The sequence below is a fragment of the Aequorivita flava genome, assembly GCF_038742595.1.
Classification (GTDB): domain Bacteria; phylum Bacteroidota; class Bacteroidia; order Flavobacteriales; family Flavobacteriaceae; genus Aequorivita; species Aequorivita marisscotiae.
Genome location: NZ_JBANCF010000001.1, coordinates 500300 through 520108, shown reverse-complemented (window position 1 = coordinate 520108; position 19809 = coordinate 500300). Strand labels below are relative to the sequence as shown.

Annotated in this window: 12 protein-coding genes; 5 read left to right on the top strand and 7 right to left on the bottom strand. The window is 36.7% G+C overall.

The genetic code is table 11. From position 1 onward, the window contains the following. The 3 genes from VZD24_RS02450 to VZD24_RS02440 all read left to right on the top strand — a co-directional run. Positions 1-1295: hypothetical protein (locus tag VZD24_RS02450; RefSeq protein WP_342688757.1), on the top strand; the 1295-nt coding region annotated here is incomplete at its 5' end. A 215-nt stretch (positions 1296-1510) separates the two neighbouring features. Further along, on the top strand, positions 1511-4576 hold the full coding sequence (locus VZD24_RS02445; RefSeq protein WP_342686428.1) for an Ig-like domain-containing protein: 3066 nt from the start codon (positions 1511-1513) through the stop codon (positions 4574-4576). Position 4577: 1 nt separating this feature from the next. Next, positions 4578-5813 carry a T9SS type B sorting domain-containing protein gene (locus VZD24_RS02440; protein WP_342686429.1) on the top strand — a complete coding sequence of 412 codons (1236 nt, stop codon included), beginning with the start codon at positions 4578-4580 and terminating at the stop codon, positions 5811-5813. Between the two features lie 3 nt (positions 5814-5816). Here VZD24_RS02440 and VZD24_RS02435 read toward each other — a convergent pair whose 3' ends face one another. The 4 genes from VZD24_RS02435 to VZD24_RS02420 all read right to left on the bottom strand — a co-directional run bounded on the left by VZD24_RS02435 (position 5817) and on the right by VZD24_RS02420 (position 11235). Continuing rightward, on the bottom strand, positions 5817-6479 hold the full coding sequence (locus VZD24_RS02435; RefSeq protein ID WP_342686430.1) for a response regulator: 663 nt from the start codon (positions 6477-6479) through the stop codon (positions 5817-5819). A 46-nt stretch (positions 6480-6525) separates the two neighbouring features. Beyond that, complete coding sequence (locus tag VZD24_RS02430; RefSeq protein ID WP_279447895.1) at positions 6526-8745, bottom strand: ATP-binding protein; 2220 nt, start codon at positions 8743-8745, stop codon at positions 6526-6528. A 250-nt stretch (positions 8746-8995) separates the two neighbouring features. After that, positions 8996-10045, bottom strand: a complete 1050-nt coding sequence (locus VZD24_RS02425) for an NAD(P)-dependent alcohol dehydrogenase (RefSeq protein WP_279447894.1) — start codon at positions 10043-10045, stop codon at positions 8996-8998. Positions 10046-10290: 245 nt separating this feature from the next. Beyond that, positions 10291-11235 carry an EamA family transporter gene (locus VZD24_RS02420; protein WP_279447893.1) on the bottom strand — a complete coding sequence of 315 codons (945 nt, stop codon included), beginning with the start codon at positions 11233-11235 and terminating at the stop codon, positions 10291-10293. A 274-nt stretch (positions 11236-11509) separates the two neighbouring features. On the opposite strand from VZD24_RS02420, the gene VZD24_RS02415 reads away from it, so the two are divergent. Together VZD24_RS02415 and VZD24_RS02410 are read left to right on the top strand one after the other, a co-directional pair. Continuing rightward, positions 11510-13021, top strand: a complete 1512-nt coding sequence (locus VZD24_RS02415) for a toll/interleukin-1 receptor domain-containing protein (RefSeq protein ID WP_342686431.1) — start codon at positions 11510-11512, stop codon at positions 13019-13021. Beyond that, a complete protein-coding gene (locus VZD24_RS02410) occupies positions 13018-15273 on the top strand; it encodes an nSTAND1 domain-containing NTPase (protein ID WP_342686432.1) in 2256 nt (751 codons plus the stop codon). The genes VZD24_RS02415 and VZD24_RS02410 overlap by 4 nt, the downstream gene beginning before the upstream one ends. Before the next feature lie 8 nt (positions 15274-15281). On the opposite strand, the gene VZD24_RS02405 is transcribed toward VZD24_RS02410, so the two are convergent. The 3 genes from VZD24_RS02405 to VZD24_RS02395 form a co-directional block, all read right to left on the bottom strand. Beyond that, a complete protein-coding gene (locus tag VZD24_RS02405) occupies positions 15282-16628 on the bottom strand; it encodes a DEAD/DEAH box helicase (protein ID WP_279447890.1) in 1347 nt (448 codons plus the stop codon). 157 nt (positions 16629-16785) lie between these two features. After that, on the bottom strand, positions 16786-18027 hold the full coding sequence (locus VZD24_RS02400) for a peptidoglycan-binding domain-containing protein (protein ID WP_342686433.1): 1242 nt from the start codon (positions 18025-18027) through the stop codon (positions 16786-16788). 226 nt (positions 18028-18253) lie between these two features. Further along, positions 18254-19807: a DEAD/DEAH box helicase gene (locus tag VZD24_RS02395; protein ID WP_279447888.1), complete on the bottom strand. Its 1554-nt coding sequence runs from the start codon at positions 19805-19807 to the stop codon at positions 18254-18256. Between the last annotated feature and the right edge of the window lie 2 nt (positions 19808-19809).

Below are 19809 nucleotides of genomic sequence, written 5' to 3'. Positions count from 1 at the left end.
GAATCCTGACCAGCATCGACCTTGAAACGGTGATCGATAATTTTGAAACATTGACCACGATCGTAGATAATGGAAATGGCACATTTACCTACACCGATGAGGACAATGTTACGACCACCATTGATATTTCAAATCTTGAAACGCTTACTTCAATTGCTTTAAATACCGACAATACGCATATTGATTATATAGATGAAGATGGAGCAACTACTCAATTAGATCTAACAGATATTGTTAAGAATCTTGAGTCGTTAACAGTACTTGCCTATAATGATTCTACTAACACACTTACCTATACCGATGAAACAGGTATTCCGTATAATCTTAACTTGAACGAAGGCACTGTTGCGTACAATGCTGTAACCAACGTAATAACATACACAGATGCTGCCGGCAATGCAACTACGTTAACATTAAACGCAACTGATTTATCGTACAATACTACTACCCAAAATTTGGTTTATGTGAACTCTTTGGGCGTAACACAAACAATAGATTTAGGAAATTTAGTTAACAGTGTTATTGACGCAAAAGACCTAACAGCTGCAGATGCTTCTATAACTGTAACAGATGGAACGGGTGCTACCCTGGTAGATTCAAATATAAAAGTTGCCGATGGTGGGATTTCAACCATAAAACTTGCAGACAACGCGGTAAATTCAGCTAAGATAATTGATGGTGAAGTTAAAACTGACGATCTTGCTAATACAAACGTTACTGCGGTTAAGTTAAACAATGATGTTGCTGGTGTGGGGTTAGTTAAAAACAGTACTACCAATGCACTTGACGTTAATGCTAATAACGGTTTAAATGTAGATTCAACGGCAGATGCTGTACAATTAGGTGGTAACCTTATTAAACCAACTACCGTTATTACCGATGCCACAAACACATTAGCTTTAGCTGGTTTACAACCTGGTACTACCTCAGATAAATTAGTAGTTGCGGAATCTGATGGTACATTAAGACAAGTAAATGCGGCAATGCCGAAGTTCTTCTATATGCCTCCAATTATTTTTGATACTTCTGTAAATGGAACTTTCACCAAAAATTTACACACAGAATATTTAGGGCAATTTTCAGGAACAAGCAACCCTACTCTAGTCCGCAGTACCGCTGCACCTAGTGAAATACCAAATGTACCAGGTCCAACAGATTTGTATTACTACATCACATACTATGATACAAACGTATTTTCTAATGTATCAATCAATGCAAATGGAGTATTAACATATAATATCATAAATAATGCTACCGCGGCTTCATTTATGACTATTGTATTTGTAGTTAAGTAATAGTATTATTTGTAATGCTAGTTTGCAAAGAGCTGGCATTACAAATTAACTCCTTTAAAAAATTTAATAATTATTTAATTGGCTGAAATGCAAATAAAACTGTCCCATCCTAAATATGATTTTTATAGAATAAGTATTTAGAAATTTAAATTTGAACTATTACATACACGGATTTGTATAGTTAAACAGTATGAAATATTAACCTACACAAGAAAATGAAAATCATTAAAAGATTCTCTTATATAAAATCGCTATACATAACTTTAGTGTTTATTGTATTTTCTGCTCTATCTGTTTCTGCCCAAAGCAATGCACCAAGTATTCAGTCAGGCGTCAGATTTCAATGGAGTGATACCCAAACAGTAGGTTCAGACCCAGCTACAATTAGAAGTATAACGGTAAACGGAAATGTTTATAAACTTTTTGTGGTACCTACAAGTTATCAATTAACAAGACAAGGACCCAGTCCGAGTTCTAATAATATTAGACGAAATGGAACCGTAGTTGTAAACAATAGTACAAGTCCGAATTGGGGATCGTCTGCACTTGCGGCATTTCGAGATAAAAACTTAAACCACTACTTTGAATCCAATCCAAATGGTGCTAATTTATGCGACAATTTTACTGAATTGGCCAATAATACGACCGCACAACAACAAACCTTATTTTACAATCCAGCAATACCATCTAATAGTGGTGGAATAGTTGCCATAACTGAAAGAAATGCTAATAACTGTTTTCATATAGAGGTATTTGGCACTCCAGCGAATGGAGGTTCCGACAGATCTTTGGGGCAAACTTTTGTTAATCAAGATGCAACACAATGGGGGTTTGGAGGTACAGGTTCGTCCGGAAATATTGGAACACCGGGCGCAATGAATCCACCAAATACTGGATCAGATTATTGGTTATCTGACCGTGTTTTAGAAGGAAATAATACTATTGGTATTGCCTTGTTTCATTTAAACGATATAGCTGAAGAGGGTTCGCTAATAAAAAGAGTGCAAATAACCGCTGCTACTGTAGATCACGGTGATGGAAAATTTTTCATATTACAGTCGTACGCAAAAAATGACAACTATAAAACTAAATGGAACAGTCCGTATAGCGGAAATGTTGCAATTAACGATCCTACTCCAACTGGTTCTACGTACAGTCTGATTAATGGTTCAGGACCAAATCATGGCACTTTGAATTTTAACGCTAATGGAACCTTTACCTACATTCCCAATAATGGTTTTACAGGTGTTGATAGTTTTGAGTATAGATTGTGTTTGCCGAGTCCTAATACTTCAACTTGTGACACTGCAAGGGTAATTATACGAGTTATACCAGATACTGATGGTGATGGCTATCATGACGAAGACGATTTAGATGACGATAACGATGGTATTTTAGACACTGATGAACAAGAACTGCTAAATTGCACAACTGTTGTAAATCCTAAGTTTGGCACCAGTCAAGGCCCACTTCCCTTTTCGTCAGGCGCCAATGTAAATAATCCTCAAGTCGGTGATGTTTTTAAGTACAATAATGTTAGTCCGGGCGGCATACATGCTCTTGTAACAATTGTATCTTCTACAGATACAAAAATTGTTGCGCTAGATGTTCCGGGATCTACGGATGGAGACGACGATGCTTTTCAACCGCTTATAAATCACGCGTCTCCCGAAAGTTACACTGAATTTAAAATTGATTTTGTAAAAGGAGGATCAAATGTTCCTGCCGAATTAAATAGTTATGTAGTAACGGCAATGGACAACGATGGAAACGAATTTGTTTCGTTTAAAGATGGACATTCTACGGGCGTAATTATTGACTCACCCTCTAATAACCAACCATTCTACGGGCCTGCAATTCTAAATGGATTTTCCCAAGGATATGTAAGTAACGGACTTACAGCGAATGGAATTACCACAGATCCTAAATTTCAAGTATCGGCTGTTTATTCACTAACTAATACAGTAAGTTTTAGGTTCGGATCCACAGCATCCAGTAGTGCTAACCATTCAATATCTATGTCTCCATGCCTGCCGAAAACATTTTGGGTTAATAAACCAAACCTTTATGCAAATCTTGATACAGATGAAGATGGCACCCCAAATCATCTAGATTTAGATAGTGATGCTGATGGGTGTTATGATTCATTAGAAGGCGATGGCGGTATTATAGTTAATCAACTAAATGCAAATGGAAGTATTACTGGGAACGTAGATGTAAACGGAGTTCCTCTTTTAGTAAACGGAGGACAAGCAGACATTAGTGCCAAAAATAGAAGAATTAACGCTTGTAATGGAACAGTAACCGGATTAGTATATCATGATATCAACGGCGACGGAACTCAGAACGGTTCCGAAACTGGCTTTACATCGCCAGTAACTGTATTTGCAGATCTTAACAGCAATGGAACTTTAGATGCAGGTGAACCTTCGGCTACAACTGCCGCTAATGGAACGTATACCATTACTAATGTTCCAGCCGGAAATATAGATATTGTAGTAGCTACTTCTACCCTGCCCTCAGGCGCTACCTTAACAGAAGGAACCGAACCAACAAATGTTACTGTAACACCAAGCGGAACTGTAAGTGCAGGAAAAGACGGATATTCAACGGTTGGGGTTGTAACCGGAACTGTATATAATGATGAAAACGGTGACGGTACTCAAAATGGATCGGAAACCGGATTTACTTCGCCAGTGACTGTTTTTGCCGATTTAAATAACAATGGCACCCTCGATGCAGGTGAACCAAGTGCAACAACCGCTGCTAATGGAACATACACTATCACGAATGTTCCCGCAGGCTCGGTAAATATTGTTGTTAACACTTCAACTGTGCCCGCAGGTTTTATATTGTCTGAAGGAACGGAACCTACAAACGTTACCGTAATAGGAGGTGGAAGTGTGAACGCAGGAAAAGATGGGTATAAAAATCCACTAATAGCCGTAAACGACAGTTATACTGCTACTTATCTACAAGGTCTTAATGGTATCACCTTTAGTGGAATATTGGATAATGACGTACTAAATGGAACGTCACCAATTAACCCTTCAACCGTAAATATTTCATCTATTCCCACAGGACCTCTAACCATAGATTCAGCAACGGGAGATGTTATTGTGGCGGTGGGAACATTGCCCGGAATTTATACTATAGATTATACTATTTGCCAGACCGCATTCCCTACAAATTGTAAAACTGCTACAGTTACAGTTACGGTAGGAAAGCGTAATTTATTGATATCGAATCCGCATATTTATCAAAAAGTAAAAGATAATTAATATGAAGAAGTTTCTATTTTCCATCGCTCTTTTTATGTCTTTTACCTTGTGTATAAAGGCCCAAACTTCTAACGAAGGCATGCTCTACGTAAGTGAAGACACCAAGTTTTCAACAGTTGAACGATTTAACAACCTAAATACAGGTTCGTTCTATAATGACGGAAATACATTTATTTATAGTCACTTTAATAATGAAGGCGTTATAGATTTTTACCAGAATACGGGTATTACACGATTTATAGGAAGGTCAGACCAAATGATTAGCGGCTCAAAAGTAAGTTATCTTTTTAACACATTGTTTAATAATACTAGCAATTCCGTGCCATTTCTACTATCGGGAAGTATTCACATTTCTGGTGAGGCCGATTTTTTTGAAGGAATTGTAGATAATGATAATTTTGGAGGAGCCATTACTTTTAACACCAATGCGAACCACATAAATACCTCAGACTACAGTCACGTAGATGGTTTGGTTAATAAATTTGGAAACACTGAGTTTACCTACCCCATTGGTGATGGAGGATATTATCGTTTCGGTGGAATTTCTGCTCCCGCAAGTAATTCCGCAGTTTTTGATGGTAAATTTTATTTTGAAAATTCAAATGATCAATATCCACATGATTTAAAAGCTGGAATAATTTTAGAAATAGACAACCAAGAATATTGGACTATAGAAAAAGAATCTTCCGCTAGCGAAGATCTCTTAATAACTTTATCGTGGCGCGACGTAACAACGCCAGCAACAATGATTTCGGCCGCCGAACGAGAAACCTTAACAATAGTACGTTGGGACGAACCTACCAATATGTGGGTAAATGAAGGTGGCGTCATAAATATGGGTAATCAAACTGTTACGGCTGCGGCTACAGGCTATGGGGTTTTTACCTTTGGCAGGTTGGTTGAAGGTGAAGTTTTAGGCTGTAGTAGCCTAGCCATCTATAATGCCGTGAGTCCGAATGACGATGGTATGAATGATTATTTCCGAATTGAAGCAACCGACAATTGCGCACGCGATATGCACGTGTTAATATTTAACCGTTGGGGGGTAAAAGTATTTGAAACAGATAATTACGGTCCCGACGGCGATGTGTTTGACGGCACTTCAACGGGTAGGGTTACCATAAAATCTAAAGATCGTTTACCCACAGGAACATACTTTTACATATTAAATTACGAATATGGCGATCCTGCATTAGGCAATAGACACAAACAAACCGGATTTCTATATTTAAACTAAAAATTAAAGAAGCCCGTGAGCAGAAGCAAATTTGTACAGGGCAATGGTATTACCTTCAATATTTAACTTTCTAAAAATATTGCGTCTGTGCGTTTGTACGGTAAAACTTGAAAGATAAAGTTGGTCGGCTATTTCTTTAGAGTTATATCCTTTACAGACCATCTGTATTACTTCGGTCTCGCGCTTGGTGAGATTGTATTTCTTTAAAAATTCATCCATATAAGTGAATTCATTTGGGTCTTCTTCGGTCTTCATTGAAAAATCTGGAAACACGCCTTTACCTTCCATTACTTCCAAAATATTGTCAGCGAGCCTATCCAGATTGTCCGACTTTAAAATATAGCCATTGGCGCCCGCAGCTTGGCACTGTTCTGCAAGTTCCTTTGAAAAATAAGATGTAAGTACAAGTATTTTTGCTTTGAGCTTCATCGATTTAATTTCCTCCAAGACTTGAAGCCCATCCTTTCCAGGCATATTAAGATCTAATAATAATACGTCGGCATCTGGCACAGCCGTAGATTGCAATAGAGCATTCCCATTTGTAAATGTTTTTGTAATAACGAAACGATGGTTCTTTTCCAGCAATTCTGTAATTCCCTTAATAATTAGCGGATGATCGTCTGCAATTATTACGCGTATTTTAGATTCGGTGCCGTTTTGCGTCAAAATATAGGTTTTTGGTGAAAATTAATTTACTTATTGTTAATACAGATTAATTTGTAATTTCTTTTTTTTCTATAGGAAGCTCTGCCAAAATAAAGGTTCCACTGTTTTGATTGCCGTTAATTTCTAAAGTTCCGTTAAGGTAGGCCACATTACTTTTCAGCATTCTTAAACCGGTTCCCTCCTGCTCTATGTCTTGCTTTATCCCGGTCCCGTTGTCTTCAATATAAATTGTTACGGAATCTTCCAATTCTACTATTTGTAACAATACATGGCTTGCTTGTGCGTGCTTTATGATATTGTTCATCACTTCCTGTACAATTCTATAAACGGTTAAACAGAACTCTTCACTCCAATCGTTTGTATTTTCAAGTCCTTCAAAAATTTCTTCTACCTTAAGTTTTTCTGAAGTGTTTACGGCGCTTACCAAATCGTGAATTGCAGGTTTTAGTCCATATTTTTCGAGGGCGACAGGCATAAGGGTATGGCTAATGCTACGAACGTTTTCACTTATTTCTCCCAGTAGTTTTTGGGTGGTTGTAAGTTTATCTTCAACCTTACTTTGTATTACACCCAAATCATTTTTAAATTGTTTTAAATTCAACAAAGCAATAGAAAGCATTGCGCCTGTTTCGTCGTGTAATTTATGGGCTATTTTTTTTCGTTCCTCTTGTTCGGCATTTTTTAAGGAACGCGTTAAGGTTAAGCGATGCTGCTGATCTAAAGTTATAATTTGAGATTGGTGTCGTTCCTTTAATTGTTTTCTGCGCTGCCACAACGATAAAGAAATTAAAAGTAAAATTAGCACCACACTACCTCCGCCAAAAATCATTCTGTCTCGTACCAATTGTTGCTTTTTGTTTTGGAGTGCCATTTCCATATCACGTTTTTCAAGCAGGTATGTGGTTTCGGTTTTAAGCGTGTTTACTTTTTCGTTTTCAGTGAAAAGCGTGCGCTCTAAATCCAATTCATTGGTTTGATAATACAAAGCTTTTTCAAAGTTTCCCTTTTTGGTATATAACTCTTTTAATAGTCCATACAATTCCTTTAAGTTTCTATCTTCACGATTTTTACCATAAAAAGCAGTTTCTGCAGCCAATAAATGGGTTTCGGCCTCTTTAAGTTTATTTTGTTCAAATGCCGATTTTCCCAAGATAGATTGCGATGAGGCCGCCGCCAGTTCAGCTCCTATTTGTTTTCGAAGTTTATACGCCTTGAGCAAAAACGTATCTGCCTTAATGTAATTTTTTCTTACAACTAATGAATTGCCGTAATTGTGGTTTGCAAAGGCAATACCGCCTAAATCTGAAATTTCCTCAAAATATTTTATTCCTTGAATGTAAAGGGTGTCAATACCACTGAATTCTTCTAAAGCGCTATATACCGTGGCCATATTAACCAAGGTTAACCCCATAGATTTATATTCGTTTAATCTTTTACCAATGGCAAGACTTTTGTTGTAATACATGAGGGCCTTTTCATATTCTCCCGCATTTTTAAAAGCTATACCTAAATTGTTATAGGCTCTCATTAAGCCGTTTTCGTTATTCAACTTTTCGTTTAGACGAATAACTTTAAAATGCATTTTTACAGCCTCATCAAACCGGGTTAAACGGGAGAGTGTGTTGGCGTAATTTATATACACATTAGAAAGTAGAATATTGTCTGTACTTCCTTCTGCGAAATCTGCAGCCTTTTCTATGGCCAATAAACTTTCAAGATTATCGCCACGTTTAGATTTTAATATGCTTGTACGATTATAAAGCTCTGCCAAACGATCGCGATCTAAGGGTGAAAGGTTCTCTTCAATATTGATGGCAATTATTAGGAGGCTGTCTGCTATTTTAAAATTTCCTGTAGTTATAAATTCACGCGCCAAGTTTCCCACAGCGGTTGCACGTCCTTTTTTGTATGAAATTTTTTCGGCTAAAGCGGTCGCTAACGAGTCAAAATGCGCGGCCTTCGGTGGGTTTCTATTCCAGAAATGTAAATTTCCATAGGCAATATAGCTATCAACTTCTCCTTCTTTATTGCCCGTGTTTCTATAAAATTCTAATGCTTCTTCTATATCTTTAAAAGCCTTATTGCTTTCACTTTTATCGTAAAGGAGTGCTCTTTCTAATAAGAGTTTAGCTTTTTTTGAAGTATTGATTTCACTATTAATTTCTTGTGAAAGACTGTCTAGTTTAGACTGCCCAATGCCACTTAATCCAAATAATACAGTAATTAAAAATAGTAGCGACTTTATCCACGTTGAAATATCTAACATTAAAAGTGAGGAGATGTTAATTTGACTTATTTTAAATAGATTTCGTATTATTTTATCATAAAACAGCTGTAAATCTTATTGTATTAGCACAATAAAGATAGAAAAATTAATCAATTGCCAACACCTGAATTATATTTACTTTTTGAGTATGTTTTTAAAGGAAAGCTATTACATTCAAATTCAGGATCATATAAAAAATGCGATCTTTTGTAGATCGCATTTTTTATATGAAGTAATAAGTATTATACTATTATAATGAGCTCATATCAATTACAAACCTATATTTTACATCTGCATTAACAACACGATCATACGCTTGGTTTATATTTTCAATATCAATAAGTTCTATGTCTGAAACAATATTATTTTTACCACAGAAGTCCAGCATTTCTTGGGTTTCTTGAATACCGCCAATTAGTGAGCCTGCAATACGTTTACGACCTCCTATTATACCGCCACCATGAAATGGCTCTAATGGCTCTACGGCCCCTACGAGTACCATAGTTGCATCAATTTTTAAGAGACTTATATACGGATCCATTTTATGGCCTACGGGTATGGTGTTTAGAATAAAGTCGAAACTGTTTTTATGCTTTGCCATTTCAGCTTCGTCTTTGCTGATGAGTACCTCGTGAGCACCTAGTTTTTTCGCATCCTCTGCTTTAGAAGGTGAAGTAGTTATCATTACTACATGAGCGCCCAAAGCATGTGCAAATTTAACCCCCATGTGGCCCAATCCGCCTAAACCTATTACTCCAACCTTATCGCCACTTTTTACATTCCAATGGCGTAAAGGCGACCAAGTAGTAATGCCAGCACATAACAACGGCGCGGCTCCTGCTTCGTCTAAGTTAGTAGGGATTTTTAAAATAAATTCTTTATCAACAACCACACTTTTAGAATAACCACCATAAGTTTGTTGTCCACTTAAATACTTGTCCTTACTGTTGTATGTAAAGGTTGCGCCTTTTTCGCAAAATTGTTCCAAATTATTTTTGCAGGAGTTACATTCTTGGCAGGAATCTACCATACATCCTACGCCTACTACGTCTCCTTGCTTTATATTTTTTACATTTTTACCCACCTCACTAACGTGCCCGATAATTTCGTGTCCCGGAACCACAGGATATTTTGATCCACCCCACTCATTTCTGGCAGTATGAATATCGCTATGGCAAACACCACAATAGGTAATATCTAATTTAACATCGTTATCACCAACATCTCTTCGGTGTATATTCATTGGTTTTAAGTTGTCCTTTTCACTTTGTACACCGTATGCTTTTGTGCTTGTAGCCATTATTTATTTGTTTGTTTTAAAATGATTGAATCAAGCAAAATAAAAAGAATACCATTACTCAATTTGCCTGAATTATGTAAAGATATTTATACGCAATTGCAAATCGGGTTAAGGCAATGTTAATTGAAAGGTCATAAAATACATAGCTGCTGTATAGCAAAGCCTAGGATAAAGCATAGATAGTGTATTAAAACGTAGGAAAACAACAACTTATTCCTACAAATAATATGACCCATTGCTAAAACCTATTTTTCGAGCTTTTCACGCTTTATCTTACCCGAAAATCGAGGAATTGCAATAGTAGTTCGCGATGTAGTTATAAAATAAACCCCCGTTAACAATACAGCGGCGGCAACTATAGACTGTGTGGTAATTACTTCGTCTAAAATATACCAACCTAAAAACAAAGCTATTATCGGATTTACATAAGTAGAAGTAGCAACCTTATCTGGCGAAACAGTTTTAAGCAAATAATTAAACGAAGTAAATGCAACTATACTTCCAAAGATTATTAATAACACCATACTCCACTGTACAGAATCACTCCACTCGCTCGGAGCAGTCCATTGTTCCCCAAAAGCTAAACTAGCCAACGCAAGTGTAATACCCGCAGTAAACATTTGATAACCTGTATTTACAAAAAAGTTTTTTGGCAAATCTGCTTTGCCCACAAATAAACTGCCATATGCCCAACTAAGCATACATGCAAAAATCATTACCATTCCTAAAACTGTTCCTTCTTTAGCAATAATTTGCTGCTGACCTACTAGTAAAATTATACCGACAATCCCTAAAGCTACTCCCACTAACGACATAACTTTTATAGGTTTACCTTGCAACAAACGCATGAGTAATAATACCACCAACGGCTGAGCAGAAATTTCTAAAGCTGCAAAACCACTATCAACATATTTAAGCGCCCAAACAATTATACCATTTCCAAAGGAAAGAAATAACACTCCCACAATGAATGAATTTATAAACTGTTTACGCGTTATGGCAAGACTTTTACCCATTGCTTTTGAAATAATAAAAATAAGCAGCCCCGCACTTGTAAACCGAATTGAAGCTAAAAAGAATGGTGGTAATTCTGCCACCGCCACTTTATTCAGCATATATGTAGATCCCCAAATAACGTAAATGGAGAAAAAAGCGAGGATTATTAAACTTGTATTTTTTACAACTTTCATTTAGCGAAGCTTTGTTTTTTTAAGGGTATGAAGGTATGAATTTAGGCTGTGGCGATTTCGCTTTCGTATAAAAATTCTTACGTGAAATTTCACAAAAGCAGCAATTCTTACATCATAGAAAATCGCCAAACTACAGTTATAATGGTAATAATGACGTTTTTTAATTAAAAAATGACGTTTTACACTTTACAATTTGTAAATTAGTACAAATATCACACTCCTCAGGATATTTCGCCCCTACCTATTTATTAATATTTTTAAAAATTGGTAAACTATGGCATTAATTCCAGGATACGACTACGATATTTTTATTAGCTACGTGCATGCCGATAACGAATCGGAAACTTTGGAAGAAGAAGGCTGGATAGATCAGTTCTATAAATATCTTGATACAAAACTGAACAAACACTCCAAAAACATTAAAATTTGGTGGGATAGCAGAAACTTGGATCGCAGCGAGGTTTTTGACAATTCTATTGAAGAAGCAATAGACAAATCGGCTATTATGATTTGCTTGTACTCCAGGTTATACCCACAATCGGAGTACTGCATAAAAGAATTAGAACATTTTTACAAAAAGGTAGCTAAAGAAAAAGTTGGACTTACAGTAGGCAATCGCTCGCGGATAATTCCCGTCTTTATGTCCAATATTCCCCATACCGAATGGCACGACAAACTTCGCGGAACTAGCGGATTTCCCTTTCACGATAATAACGAATATGGCGATCCATTAAAAAACACCAGCCCCGAATTCGGCTCTGCAATGATACAATTGCGAAACGCCCTTGTTCGTATTTTTGACGATCTATCGAAAGAAACTACTGCTGCCATCAAACCCAGTTCGCAGGAAGCCAAGGAAGATAAGCCCTTTACTATTTTTCTGTCTGAAGTAAATGATTCTCTTTTAGATCGAAGAGACGGCATTATTGCCGATTTAAAAGAAAAAGGATACAATGTTATTACGGGCAACGATTCTGCAACTACTCTTGAAAGCCACGATGATCTTACAAAAGAAGCCATCGCCAATTCAGATTTTGCGGTTCATATATTAGGAAATTTTCCAGGACGCAAAATTTCGAATGAAACCGATGCACGTTATATTCAAAGACAGACCGAAATTGCTTTAGAATCAAAAATTCCCCAATTAATTTGGGTTTCAAGAGATACCGATTTTGAAAAAATAGAAAACACTGAATACAAGCAATTTCTTCAAAGTTTGGAAGATGCAACGCACACCTCCAAAAAATATGAATATGTTCGAGGCAACGAAGGCGAATTGGCCCTGTTAATAAATAATTTTGCCGAGCAATTGCAAGAGGTTCAAGCGCAAAAAGCTGCAACGCAAAGTAACGAAAAAGGAGCCCCGTTAAAAGTATTGCTAGACACGCATACCGATGATTTTAAACAAGCCTTTAACCTTAAAAAAATACTGAATAAATATAACGTAGATTTAATCTTTAACCCCGAAGATGGCGATCCACAGGAAAATATTAAGTCGCTATACGCAAATATAAACGAAGCTAAAAAATTCATTTTCTTATACGGCAATGAAACACATAAGGATTGGGTAGACATTCGTGTAAAAAACACCTTAAAAAAACTGATGGATTACGACCGTTATGGGCAAGATATTTTTATATATGTTACTCCGCCCGAAAAGGATACGGGATCTATAAAGGTAGCACAAAATCCTATGGTAAAATTGGTTGACCACAGCCAGGAAATGTCGGAAAATGATGCCGTATTGGAAGCATTCTTAAACGATTTAAAAGCTGATAATTTATGAGCGACAAATCTTTTAATCCATACGTAGGGCTTCGGCCCTTTACAGAAGAAGAAAACCTGCTATTTTTTGGTCGCGACGAGCAAACTTTAGAGTTATTGCAACGGCTACATTCCAATAGATTTGTTGCTGTGGTTGGCAGTTCGGGAAGTGGCAAATCTTCATTAATTAGAGCGGGATTAATACCCGCTTTAAAAGGTGGTTTTTTAGTTGAAAACAGTAGCCAATGGTTAGTAGCTGTTATGAAACCAGGCCAAAATCCCATGTATAATTTGGCAGAAACCATTTTGCGCCAAATTAATTATAATATTGAAGCCCCAGAAATACAAGCACTTGTAAAACGAATTAAAAAAGAAGGTGTTTCCGCACTTTTAAATACTATCCAACCACTTCGAATAAATAAAAACGCAAATTTCTTTTTGTTGGTAGATCAATTTGAAGAGCTTTTTCGGTTTTCTATGAAACAAACTGATGCTTCCCATAAAACCGAGGCAATAGATTTTGTAAATATTATTCTAAAATTATCAGAACAAAAGCACATTCCTTTTTATGTAGTACTTACTATGCGTTCTGATTTTATTGGCGACTGTGCCCAGTTTTTCGGATTGCCAGAGGCATTAAACAAGAGCCAGTACTTAGTGCCAAGACTCAATAGACTGGAGCTTAAAAAAGTAATAGAAGGTCCTGCCAAATTATACGGTGGTAAGTTTAATACAGCCCTCACCTCTCGCCTTATAAACGACCTAGGAAAGGTAAAAGACGAGCTTCCCTTGGTGCAACACGCGTTAATGCGAATGTGGGATTACGAAGTAAGAGTTGATAAAAGCGGCGAACTCGACCTGGAAGATTACAAACAAATTGGCGGCATTGAAAATGCCCTCTCCGTTCATGCCGATGAGGCCTTAAAAGAATTAAAGCCAGAGGAAGTTTCACTGGCCAAATCGTTGTTTCAAGCCCTGACGACCATAGACGAAAATGGCAGGAAAATTAGGCGACCCGCCCAATTGAGCTATTTAAAGAAATTAACCGGTGCCAGCGAAGATAAACTGAAAACGGTAATTAATAATTTCATTAAAGAAAATCGTTCTTTTTTAGTTGTTGGCAACATTGGCGATACCGGCGACAAGTTGATAGATATTTCGCACGAGAGTTTAATTAGGCACTGGAAAATTCTCAATCATTGGGTTGAAGAGGAAAATAATGCCGCAGTTCAATATTTAGGTCTTTGTGATGCCCAGCTGGCCTATTCCGAAAACCGAAAAGATTTATTGAGCGGAAAAGAATTTGAAATTACCCAAGAATGGTTCAAAACATTTGAACCTTCAAAAATTTGGGCCGAACGTTTTAACACCAATTTTGATGAAAAATACAAAGATCGTTTTGATGAAAGCATTAATTATCTGTCCAACAGCGCAAAAGTTTATAACAAAAAAAAGCTAAACGCACGAAGAGTTAAGCGTTTTAAAAAAGGTATTCTTTACACCGTTATAACATTGCTTAGTCTTGGAACATTCTATTATTTCACCCGTCCCATAACAGATCAAAAAGCTTGGGATTTGGCGGTTTCCGAAAACACGGTTGGAAGTTATGAAACCTATATAGATTCGTATGGAAAAGGGGAATATGCCACGGTTGCTCATGACTCTATTGCCTCCTTAAAGTTTAAAAAGGATTTAAGAGCTTTTTGGTTGGAAGCTACCACGTTGAATGCCGTAAAAGGTTACGAGAATTATTTAAATTTCGCAGCCACTACTCGCGACGCCGATGGTAAAATTACCGGCTTTTCCAAATTGGCGAAATACGTGTCCATTGCGCAAAAAAAAATCGATTCGCTTAGAAATTCAGAATCAACAACTTTACTTGATGACAATGCTTGGAAAATAGCCCAATCTAAAAACCGTGTAAGCTCCTATTTAAACTATATTAAAAACGAAAAAGTGATTGGCGAGTACGATATGATTGCAATGGTGAAATTACAAGAAGTTGGAAAAACCGGTTTTTTATACGCCGGTAAAGCAAACAATGAACAAATCTACGAACCGGTATTCGATTTAATTTATAGGAATGGCGGTGAGTTTAAGGATGATAGTATGCTGCGTGTAAACGACATTGTGCGCACCTTACAAAATAGAAGAATTTACAACGACCCCGCGGTTCGTAACGAATCGGGCAATTTAGTGCGGCAAGACAGTATCTATTTTGTAAAAAGCGTTTTCCTGCAAGGAAATGCGGTTTTTGTAGAAATTATATATTAACCCCCAAGTTAACGTCCCTTTTTACGCTTGTTGTAGTTTTTATCGCCACGGGTTTTTGGTTTTTTATATTTTTGTTTTATAGTACGCTTATACGATCCACCTTGGTTTTCTTTCTTGTTTTTCTCCTTTTTTTCATGAAAAGCCGGACCAACTTCTTCAACATTAATGGGGTTGTTTATTTCTACAACTTGAGGCTGCTCTTCGTATGTAAGTTTTTCAGAAATTTCAACTTCTTTAGGAAATTCCAACTCCTTAATTTTAAGATCCATTAATTTTTCAATGGCAACTTTGGCTGCTTCTTCCTTTTCGGTATAAAACAAAATAGCCGTTCCCTCCTGCTCTGACCTACCAGTACGGCCTATACGGTGCATATAATTTTCAGGAAAATTTGGCGTATCAAAATTTATTACATGGCTAATTTGGTCTAAATCCAATCCACGTGCCATTACATCGGTAGTTACCAGAATTCGCGTTTTTTCAGAATTGAAATTTTCAATAGAACGAATTCTGTAATTCTGAGTTTTATTTGAATGGATTACAGCAACTTCACTTCCAAAGTACTCATCTAAAAAATCGAAAAGTAAATCGGCGCTCTTTTTATTCGGCACAAAAACGAGCACTTTTTTGAAATCGCTATCATTTAAAAGTAAATGCTTCAACAAATTTGCTTTGGTATAAAAGTTTTTGACCTTATACGCATACTGCGAAATATTCTCCAAAGGCGTACCACTCACCGCCACGGAAACGGTTGTTGGTGAAATAAAAAAATCGTGGATAAAAACATTTACATCATCGGTCATGGTTGCAGAAAACATAATATTCTGCCTTTTGTTTGGCAGAAGCTCCAAAATATTCGTAAGCTGAAAACGAAATCCCAAATCCAACATTACATCTACTTCATCAATTACTACTTTCTTAACCATTTTTAAGGGTATGGCCCTGCTAATAATTAAATCGTATAAACGCCCTGGAGTAGCCACGACAATATCGGCACCTTCTGCGGCGGCTTGTTTTTGTTTATTGATATTGGTACCGCCATAAATTCCCAAAACCCGAACAGATGAATATTTGCCAAACTTTTCAATTTCTTCTACTACCTGGAGCACCAGTTCGCGCGTGGGTACTAAAACTAAAACCCTTGGCTGTAACTGTTTTGAAAATTTTAAATCTTGCAGAATCGGGAGCATATACGCAAACGTCTTCCCAGTTCCAGTTTGGGCAATCCCAACCATATCTGTACCCGACATAATAACTGAAAAAGACTCAGCCTGTATAGGTGTTGGCTTCTCAAAGCCCAAATCGGCAATTGCATATTGCAGTTGTTTGGAAATATTAAGCTCGTTAAATGACTCCATGTTTTATTCTATTTTCTGCAAAAGTAGCGTTTCGAGCACGAATAATTCACTTTTATATCTTTATAAGCAAATTGAAACCTTCATTTTTTATAATTAAAGCTATACACATAAACGCATTTATGGCTTATAACTATAAAATTAGAAAACTAAAATAAATTTAAATAGCACTGGGATTCATCTTTCTTAAAGCGCTGATAGCGTAATTGGATCCAAAATTGGCATCCAAATCTAATGACTCTTCTCTACCCAAAGTATATAAAACGTAATCTACCCCAGGTTTTGAATAGCAAACAATTAAATCTGCCAATACGTTATATGCCCCTTTCGTTTTTTTAGAGGCGCTATTAAGTTGGCTATAAGCTGTTGAAGCAAATTTTGAACAGTCCACCAACTCATTTTTATTGTTTATGTAATTTTTACCAACAATTACTTGGCAGCCTGCAGACCAATTAGATTGCCCCATACCAGACCAATGAATATTTATACTGTTGTTTAACTCTAAGCTATTACTTCCCGCTACTGTAAGGTCGTGCGGTGTTAATGCGTGATCTCTGTTTAAATCACGAAGAATTATTACCCCAGCTGGATCGTAGGGTTTTAAGGCTCGGTAAATCTTTTTCTCTACTGAAATTTTATGCCATCCAAAACGGTATTTATGTTGACCTTCCACTAGAAAGGGAGCATTTCTCCTAGTGCCTACCATATTTTTACTCGGGTCTGTTGAACCCCAAAACTTAAAAACCAATCCATTTAATAATAGCACGAACAAATCGTCGTTTGCACGTCTATTTGCTTCAGATTTGTCTTGTTTACGGCGAATTCCAATTAAGTGAATTTCGTCTGTGGTAAAATTCCAATCGGGAGCTTTAATTGTTGAATGCGTATTTCCGAAAGCATTTACTGCTTTCATAATTGGGCCCGGATTAGCTTTATAATGCTCCTTTGATTTATTCAAAAGTTTTATCCAATCACCGTATTCCTTTGAAGGATTTTGAGCTTTGGAAGTATCCCAGTCTGCTACTATACCTTGACTCTTCCATCGTTCCACATGTTTCATAGTTATAGTACCAACTATACCATCGGGTACCATACTTGGGTCACCGTCTGGATCTATAGTGCGAATATATTCCTGAAACAAACGCGCAGCCGCTTGAGTTACATAGTCAAATATACCATCAATAACCCCTCTGGGCATAAAGCCTGCCTTAAATAAAAATTCTTGAAGCTCAGCCACATCGTTAGCTTGTCCTTCTCTAAATGAGCGCCAAGTGGTTCTATCATCGTCGCGAAAGGAAACCGCCCGAGCAGTAAGTCCGTCTTTATGATATGGTTTTAGAAATTGTTTACGGTTTGCAGGAATTTTACCAATATCGCAGATGCCAAGTGAAAATACGCTCATAATAGTTGTTTTAATTAACGATTAATCAAAACCGAATTCGAACAAATTCGGATGCTAAAAACTATTGAGCCTTTTATTTATGCGAAGTAAATAGTGAGGTGTAAAAATAACAATCAATCAAAGCAATTGTGCTTCGACACTAAAGATAAGTAATATTGTGAAGACAAATAGACCTAATACCTACCTATTGTTTTCAATTTAAAAGAATTTTTCAGGAAAAAAATTATTAGTCTTCAGGTGGAAATCCGTTAATTTCTTCAAAAACGGCGTCAAAATTTTCGCGAATGTAACTACGCAGTTTTAGTCGGTAGTCGTCTTTAAGCCAGCTAATAAAATTATGGGTGCTTTTACTAATGCACTGTGAGTATTTTTCGATACGATGGTCAATATCGTCGTTTAACATTTTTGCAAGACCCAAAGCATCATAAACATCTTCGCTGTTTTCTATACAAATATGCGCGTGCTGCGCAATAGAACGTTCTAGCACTACTTTAGACGATTCGCCTTTAAAGGTTGCTTCGGTATATGTTTTTTTAATATCGAAATAAACTTCTTTACTTTTTGCGAATTCGGCTCTGAGTTCGTCTGGCATTTCATATCTAAAATGACTTTCCAGTTCGTCATCGCTCATTAACCTATCCATATAATAATCTGGCGAACGGAAAATAGCCTGCCAATCCAATGGTGCTTCCCAAGGGCCAAAACGCTGATAGTTGTTTCCTAAATCGATAACAGAAAACTTCGACTTATTATTTAAAATTCGCGAACCGCGACCAATCATCTGAAAATATAAAGTTAACGAACGGGTTGCTCTGTTTAAAATTATAGTATCAATCGTAGGTTCATCAAATCCAGTAGTTAAAATACTTACTGATGTTAAAATGGCGTCCGGGGTTTCTTTAAACCAACGCAAAATTTGTTTACGTTCCTTTTTTGAAGCTGTATTATCTAAATGCATTACTGGCAAACCTTCGGCTCTTAAGTGGTAATACACTTGTATAGAAGTATTGATACCATTATTAAAAATCAAGGTTTTTTTACCTTTAGAGTGCGTTAAATAGGCTTGTAACAATTGGTCCAACATTCCCACGCCCGAATACAAATCGTCTGACGATTTAACGGTATAATCGCCATTGGATCCAATTTCTAATGAAGTGAGCCCCATGTTATATTGAAATACTTCAACTTCGGCCAAAAACTCATTTTCAATTAACGATTCTATACTTTCGCCTACGATCAATTCCTGATAATTGTCTTTCATAGGAAGACTTCTATTAGAGCTTAAAGGCGTTGCGGTAACTCCTAAAATAAAGGATTTTTCAAAAAATTTGAAAAGTTTGGTAAACGAATTGTAATGTGCTTCATCAATAATTACCAATCCAATGTCCGAAATATCCAACTTATCGTCGTTTAAACGATTGTTCAAGGTTTCTACCATTGCCACAAAACAACTGTACTTAGCCTGATCAGAAAGATTTGCCGTGCTATTTACCACCTTGTTAACCACCCCAAAGCTTGTTAGCATTTCCGAAGTTTGCTTGCAAAGTTCAACCCGGTGGGTCATAACCAATACTTTTTTGTTGTGATGCTTTAAATACTGACGCACTATTTCAGAAAAAATAACCGTTTTTCCGCCACCCGTAGGAAGTTGATAAAGCAAATGGTAATCGTCTGGCGCAGTTTCAAACTTCTCAAAAATCTGGTCTATTGCTCCTTTTTGGTAGCTATACAGTTCTTTATCAGTCTTTTTTTCTTGAACAGCGTCTTGAATATCGGTCATAG